Annotated in this window: 2 protein-coding genes; both read left to right on the top strand. The window is 76.0% G+C overall.

From position 1 onward, the window contains the following. A partial coding sequence (locus tag F2B26_RS16190) for a polyprenyl synthetase family protein (protein ID WP_159811098.1) occupies positions 1-755 on the top strand: 755 nt, incomplete at its 5' end. Between the two features lie 3 nt (positions 756-758). Further along, the coding region (locus F2B26_RS16195; protein WP_235929727.1) for a phytoene/squalene synthase family protein at positions 759-1,573 on the top strand (815 nt) is incomplete at its 3' end.

A 1,573-nucleotide genomic window follows, 5' to 3' on the forward strand; every position in this document is an offset into this window, starting at 1 on the left:
GCCCCAACGTCGCCGGGGCCACCCGTCGCCGGCTGAGCGCCGCCGGCTGGCCCGACCAGGTGGTCGACGACCCGGTCACCGCCGCCGCCGTGCTCGCCGGGGACGCCGGTATCGCCGCCGCGTTCGGGCTGGTCGCGGCGTCCCCGGCGGCCCCGGCCGTGCGGGTCCGGCTCGTCGGGCTGCTCGCTGCCAGCATCCGCACCACCGTCGCAGGTGAGCTGCTCGACGTGCGGGCCGAGCTCAGCGCACCGCACGAGGTCGAGGCGCTCGCGGTCGCCGAGCTCAAGACCGCCACCTACTCCGGGCAGATGCCGCTGCTCGCCGGCGGGCTGCTCGCCGGTGCCGATCCGGACCAGCTCGCAGCGCTCGGTCAGATCGGGCTGCGGCTGGGGGTCGCCTACCAGCTCGTCGACGACGAGCTCGGGGTGTTCGGCGATCCGGCCACCACCGGCAAGTCCGTCCTCTCCGACCTGCGCGACGGCAAGCGGACCGCGCTGCTGCGCACCACCTGGGAGCTCGCCGACGAGACCGGTCGCGACGTGCTGCACCGGCACGTCGGGCGCCGCGACCTCGACGAGCTCGGGGCGGCCCGGGTCCGCGCCGTCATGCGCGCCACCGGTGCGGTGGAGCAGGTCCGCGAGGTCGCCCGCGCCGCCACGCGGTCCGCGGTCGAGCTCGCCGCGGCACAGCTGCCCGCGCCGCTGGCCGACCATCTCGACTCGCTCATCGACGACCTCACCGAACGGGGACACTGAACCGTGACCGTCGACCCCCGGGTGCGCTACGACCAGGTCGCTGCGCGCACCGCGGCCCGGATGCTGTCCGCCTACTCCACGTCCTTCGGGTTGGGCACCCGGCTGCTGGGCCGCACCGCCCGTCGCGACATCCGCGCGGTGTACGGCCTCGTGCGGCTGGCCGACGAGGTGGTCGACACCTACCGCGGCCCGACCGCCGCCGCCGAGCTCGACGAGCTGGAGGCCGCGACCGCACGCGCCCTGGAGACCGGGTACTCGGCGAACCTCGTCGTGCACGCGTTCGCCCGCACCGCCCGGCACACCGGGATCGACGCGCAGGAGACCGGGCCGTTCTTCGCCTCGATGCGCGCCGACCTGCACGTCGCCCGGCACGACGAGACCAGCTACCGGGCCTACGTGCACGGGTCGGCCGAGGTGGTCGGGGTGATGTGCCTCAAGGTGTTCCTCAACGACGGCCGGGACCCGGCCGCACCCGTGCGGCGTCCCGGCGCCCGGGCGCTCGCCGGTGCCCAAGCGCTCGGCGCGGCGTTCCAGAAGGTCAACTTCCTGCGGGACCTCGGCGCCGACGGGGCAGACCTGGGTCGGGCCTACTTCCCGGGCTCGGCACCGGGCAGGCTGTCCGCCGCCGACGCCGCCGATGTGCTCGACGACGTCGCCGGTGACCTGCGCACCGCACGGGAGTGCCTCGACGAGCTGCCGTTGCGGGCGCGCTGCGCGGTGGCCGTGACGCTCGCGCTCTACGAGGACCTGCTGCGCCGGCTGAGCGCCCTGCCGCCCGCCGAGCTCGCCAGCCGCCGGGTGCGGGTGCCCGACCCGGT

Source organism: Cellulomonas citrea (assembly GCF_009829685.1).
GTDB classification, from domain to species: domain Bacteria; phylum Actinomycetota; class Actinomycetes; order Actinomycetales; family Cellulomonadaceae; genus Cellulomonas; species Cellulomonas citrea.